Source organism: Candidatus Streptomyces philanthi (assembly GCF_059553635.1).
The window spans coordinates 1-5,441 of sequence record NZ_JCANQV010000353.1 but is presented as its reverse complement, the minus strand read 5'-3'; the positions used below and the strand labels follow the sequence as shown (position 1 = coordinate 5,441).

The window sequence follows — 5,441 nt, the reverse complement described above, 5'->3', positions numbered from 1 at the left end:
CGTGAGCGCCGCGGCGGCGAGGGCCGTCGGGCCGAGCCGGTTCACGCCGGTGTTCGCCAGGTGCGAGCCGGGCGGTGCGGCCGGGGCACCCGGCCCGCCCGGCGCGTTCGGCGCGTGGGGTACGGCCGGGGCGTCAGGCCCTGCCGGCGGTGCCGGTACGGACGGTGCGCCCGGTGCGGGAGTGGGCAGCGCCCGGTTGACCGCCGTCACCGAGACGCCGGTGCCGAGGTTCTCGGCGTTCAGCACCACCGGGTCGAGCACCGGGGTCTCCGGAACGGCATAGCCCTTGGGCGGGGCGGCCTCCTGCCAGTAGTACGTCCCCGGAGTGCCCAGGAACCGGCAGACGCCGTCGGCCCCGGTCGTGCACGGCTTGCCGACCGGCGTGTCCGGCTTCTCCCCGGACGTCTGCAACGCCTCGGTGCCATTGGTCTCCTTCCACAGCACGAACCGCGCCCCGGCCAGCGGCCGGCCGTCCTGATCGTGCTTGACCAGGCGCACCACGCCCTCCTGCTGACGGAACCCGAAGTCGTAGGTGTGGTCGTTCTCGCCCGGACCGCCGGTGGTCAGCGTCCGCTCCGGGAAACGTCCGCCCTTCGGGACGATGCCCTTGGAGTCCACGAAGCGGTTGCCGCCGACCCCTTCGTCGGTCGGCACCCACTGGTACAGCGGTCCGCCCGCGGCGTAGTCGGCCGGGTGGTCGATCCGGACGGTGTACGTGGTCCGCGGCCGCAGCCCGCCGGGCACGTTCGAGTCGTCGAAGTAGTACTCGCCGCGCGCCGTCGTCCGGGTCGTCGCGATCAGCTTGCCGGCCTCGTCGTAGAGGCGGACGGTGGCGCCGGGCACGGGACGCTGTCCCGGGCCCTGGACGCCCTTGCGCTCGGGGTCGTACCAGACGCGGTTGCCGATCTGCAGCGGCGCCTGGTCGCAGAGCACCTCCAGGTCGCCCATGGAAGCGCCCTTGCCGAAGGCGGAGACGGAGTCCGCGGGGTTCAGGCGCAGGCCCGTACCCGGCTTCCTCGTCCCGTCGCGCTGGGTGAACATCGTTCCGGCGCCGTAGGCGGTGTCGATGGGGTCGACGCCGGAGGACGCGATGGAGTCCTCCACCTTCGACAGGGCCAGGCCGGCGTAGGCCGAGTTCGGATGGCCGTCCCCCATGCTGCCCACATGGAAGAACCTGGTTCCCCGCGGGGACAGTCCGCAGCCGGTGTTCGTGTCCATCACGTACGTGCCGCCGGACAGGCACGCCTTGTTCAGGTCACCGCCGGCCACCACCTGCATGTACGTCGAGTTGTCCCCGGACCGGGGGAACGCCGTCGCCTTGTCGGTGAACCGGTCACGGAACGCCAGCAGCATCGAGCCGTCGGTCTCGAAGGCGATGTCGGCCAGCTCGGGCTCGGGATTGGCCATGGCACCGGCGCAGGTCTGGCCGTTCTGCCGGGTGGGGAAGGTGTCCGTCCACGGGAACCAGCCCGCCCCGGGGCAGCTCCCCCCGAGTGTGGGCCTGCGCGGGTAGTCCAGCGGCTGGTCCAGTACCGCGGCACCGAACTTCCCCGTCGCGGGGTCGAACGGCAGGACCACGGCCCGCATGTCCGAGACCTTCCCGGTCGACTCGCCCGAGCAGACCCCGCCGACATAGCCGACGCCGTCCTGGAGGCCGAGGCCGAACGGACGCCAGTCACCGGACGCGGGGCAGCCGGGGTCCGGGACGGCGTGGACGGCCTGCGGTGCCGTCGCGGTCGGCCGGGTGGCGTCGTAGCGGTACAGCTTGCGGTTGTGGAGGTTGACGACGAACAGGTGGCGGCCGTCCTCCGAGACGTCCAGGTCGCCCAGGCTCTCCTTGCCCGTCGCGGCGAGGAACGCGTCGTCGGCGGTGCCGGCGCCGTGCGCCGACCGGCCGGCGTCGGGGACGGTGGTGAACAGTGACGTCGTCTTGCCCGCCGGGTCGGTGACGTAGATCGCGCCGGGGCCGCCGGGGCCGTACGTCGTGTCCCGCTTGGCCAGGGCCGCGCTGAACAGCCGCTTGCCCGGCTTGCTCCACGCGATGCCGTACAGGGTGCCGGTCGCGGCGTGTGTGGCCAGATCGGTCGTCTGCGTGTCGACGCCGCGTGCGCTGTACGGGAACGTCACCAGGGTGCGCCGGGACGCCGGTTCGTACGACGCGGGCTGGCACGCCGTGGCCAGCGGCGCGTTCTTCTGGCAGTAGTCGCCGGGGTTCCACAGGCCCGTGGTGTACGCCACGTGCTTGCCGCCGCCGAGGTCCACGAATTCCTCGTTGCTGCTGAGCCGGTCGGGCGCGCCGTCGAGGCCCTGGCGCGACGCGAACGCCGGGAACAGCACGCCCGGCCTCGGGTTCACGACCTGCACCCGGTACCTGCCGCCGGGCGTTCGGGCCTTGCCCGGTGCCAGGGTGACCGTGCCGTCGGCGGCCGTCACGCCCGTGTTCCGGACGCCGGCGTCGTTGGTGAGGGTCACCGTGACGCCGCCGAGGCCCGGTTCCAGCCCGGGGCTCCACACCCCGGTCGTGTCCACGGCCCGTACCACCCGGACCGTCACCGAGCCCTCGTCCGCCTGGGGATACGCGGCCGGAGCCGCCGCCATCGAGCAACTGCCGATCCCCACGGCGAGCGCCGCGACGCGGCCCACGGCACGCCGGCCGGGTAACCCCCGCCGTCGGCCCGGCCCTCGTGCGGCGCCGTGCGTGTGTTCACTTGTAGGTGTCATCCCTGCTCTCTTCGCTGAGAAGGGCCTGTCGCCAGACCTCGTGAGGGAGCGTGGCGGAGAGCCGCCGTGTTTACGTGAAGCTTAAGGACGACTTACTCAACTACGGGGCCGAAATGCCAATTTGACGCACGGTCAAGGGATGTGTGATCCGTTCGCACGGCCGCAGGGGCCCGCACCGTGCGGATGCGGACCCCCGGGGCGGGTCGCGGATTCAGGCCGTCCTCGCCCTCACCTCCCGGGATCCGGGCCCGGCCGGCGTCGGGTGCGGAGCCTGGAGCCGTCCGGTGCGGTGCAGGCCGTAGAGGGCGGCGGCGCATGCCACGCCGAGGGCGGTCAGGCCGATCCACGGCAGGGCGGAGACGCCGGCGGCGCGGGCGGCGTCGAGGGTGGCGCCGGTCAGGAGGTTCCCGAGCGTGATGCCGATGCCGCAGACGGTGTTGTAGAGGCCGTAGTGGGTGGCCACGAGGCGGTCCCCGGAGAGACGGACGATGGTGTCCATCTCGAACGGGTAGGTGATCATGGTGCCCAGGGCGAGCAGCAGGGCGGCGAGCGACGGGGGACCGGCGGCGAGCAGCCACCGCGGTGCCCCGGCCTCCGGCACGGGCACGAAGGCCGCCAGGAGCAGCGGCACGAACGCGCCGCCCATGGCCAGCAGCCCCCAGGACAGGGCCCTGCCGGGTTCCGTACGCGCCTTGCACCATGCGGTGATCCTGGTCTGGAAGAGGATCGTGCTCAGCCCGGACACGGCGAAGAGACCGGCGACGGCCGCGGTCCCGAAGGCCCCGTCGCCGCCGAGCCGCCGTACCTCCAGCGGGAGCGCCAGATAGACCTGGAAGGACAGCACGTACGAGCCGGTCATCGCCGCGGAGAACAGCAGGAACGGCTTGTTCGTGAGAATGCCGCGCCACCGGCCCCGCAGGCCCTCCCGTCCGCCCGCCCGGGTGTCCTCGGCGCCGGGTGCCCGCCGGGCGGGAAGGGCCCGGATCTGGACGGCGCTCAGCAGCGCGAAGACACCGGCGGCCACCCCGCACGTGAGACGGAAGTCGACGCCGCTGAGCGCCATGCCGATCAGCGGGCCGAGCAGGATGCCGGCCTGGTAGAACACGTTGAACAGGGCGAACGCCTCGACGCGCCGTTCGCCCGCGTCGGCGGCGAGGTAGGCCCGTACGGCCGGGTTGAACAGCGCGCCCGCCAGGCCGGTGGCGGCGGAGGCCGCCAGCAGCGCGGGCAGCGCGTCGACGAGGCCGAGGGTGGCGAAGCCGGCGGTGCGCAGGACGCAGCCGGCGACGATGAGCGGCTTGTAGCCGAACCGGTCGGCCAGGGCACCGCCGACCAGGAACATGCCCTGCTGGCTGAAGTTGCGTACGCCCAGGACGAGTCCGACGAGCCAGCCGGCCAGCCCGAGCGTGCCGGACAGATGCGCGGCCAGGTACGGCATCAGCATGTAGAAGCCGAGGTTGATGGTGAACTGGTTCACCATCAGCAAGTGGACGCTACGGGGATAGGTACGAACCTGGCGGAGAGTGCCCTTCACTTCCCGCTCTCCAGGACCTCGGCGGTGTCGTCCGTCCGCGCCGCGCCGCCCGCCGGGACGAGCGGGTCCGTGACGGTGGTGCAGCGCGTCCAGCGGGTGATCTCCTTCTCGTCGGGGCGCCCCACCTCCTCCGGTTCCGGGGCGGGGGGCCGGCCCAGGAGGTCGCGGGCGGTGCAGAAGTCGTCGTCGTAGACGGTGCCGAGGTAGCGCTGCGGGCCGTCGGGGAAGACCGCGGCGATACGGGCGTCGGCGGGCAGGGTGCGGGCCAGCCACCCGGCGACGAGGGCCACCGCCCCCACGCTCCAGCCGCCGGTGGCGTAGTGGGAGGCGGCCAGCTTCCGGCAGGTGAAGACGGCCTCGGCGGGTGCGACCCAGTGGACCTCGGAGAACCGGTCGTAGGCGACGTTGCGCGGGTAGATGCTGGAGCCGAGGCCGCGCATCACCCGGGGCCGGGCGGGCTGGCCGAAGATCGTCGAACCGATGGTGTCGACGCCGACGAGTCCGAGGCCGGGGAAGAGCTGGCGCAGTACCCGGGAGATGCCCGCGGAGTGGCCTCCGGTGCCGACACTGCACACCAGGACGTCGATGTGGCCGAGCTGGGAGGCGAGTTCCAGGGCAAGGGGCGTGTAGGCACCGGTGTTGTCGGGGTTGTTGTACTGGTCCGGGCACCAGGAGCCGGGGTGCCGGTCGAGAAGCCGGACGACGCGGTCGCGGCGGGCCTGCTGCCAGCCGCCGGCGGGGTGCGGTGCGCGGACGACGTCGACCCGGGCGTTGTACGCGGTCAGCAGCCGGGTCATCGACCCCTCCAGTCCCGGATCGGTGACCACGGTGACCGGGTGGCCGTGGACCATGCCGGCCAGGGCGAGCCCCAGGCCGAGGGTGCCGCTGGTGGACTCGATGATCCTGCCGCCGGGCCGCAGGTCACCGCGGGCACGGGCCCGTTCCACCATGTGCAGGCCGGGACGGTCCTTGATGCCACCGGGGTTGAAGCCCTCCAGCTTCGCCCAGAAGCCCCGGCCGGCCGGGGTCAGCGGCTCCGAGACGCGCAGGACGGGAGTGTTGCCGACCAGCGAGGACATGGCGGTGGCCAGGGGAGAGGGCGCGAGGTGCGGGAGGGCGGTGTTCGTGGGACGCATGACGTTCGCCTTCGCTCGATGAGTTCGGGGGATGTGCTCATCTCGTGCCG

Annotated in this window: 3 protein-coding genes; all 3 read right to left on the bottom strand. The window is 72.8% G+C overall.

Translation table 11 applies throughout. The features are described 5' to 3' along the window. The coding region (locus tag AC51EU_RS26625) for an SdrD B-like domain-containing protein (RefSeq protein ID WP_496269631.1) at positions 1 to 2,598 on the bottom strand (2,598 nt) is incomplete at its 3' end. A gap of 334 nt (positions 2,599 to 2,932) precedes the next feature. After that, a complete protein-coding gene (locus tag AC51EU_RS26620) occupies positions 2,933 to 4,255 on the bottom strand; it encodes an MFS transporter (protein WP_496269630.1) in 1,323 nt (440 codons plus the stop codon). Next, the gene (locus AC51EU_RS26615; RefSeq protein ID WP_496269629.1) at positions 4,252 to 5,391 is read right to left on the bottom strand and encodes a PLP-dependent cysteine synthase family protein; all 1,140 of its coding nucleotides are present in this window, start codon (positions 5,389 to 5,391) and stop codon (positions 4,252 to 4,254) included. Before AC51EU_RS26615 ends, AC51EU_RS26620 begins: the two co-directional genes overlap by 4 nt. Between the last annotated feature and the right edge of the window lie 50 nt (positions 5,392 to 5,441).

Excerpts from the sequence above, each read along its gene's own strand:
- AC51EU_RS26615 (WP_496269629.1), bottom strand. The coding sequence starts at position 5,391 with ATGCGTCCCACGAACACCGCCCTCCCGCACCTCGCGCCCTCTCCCCTG.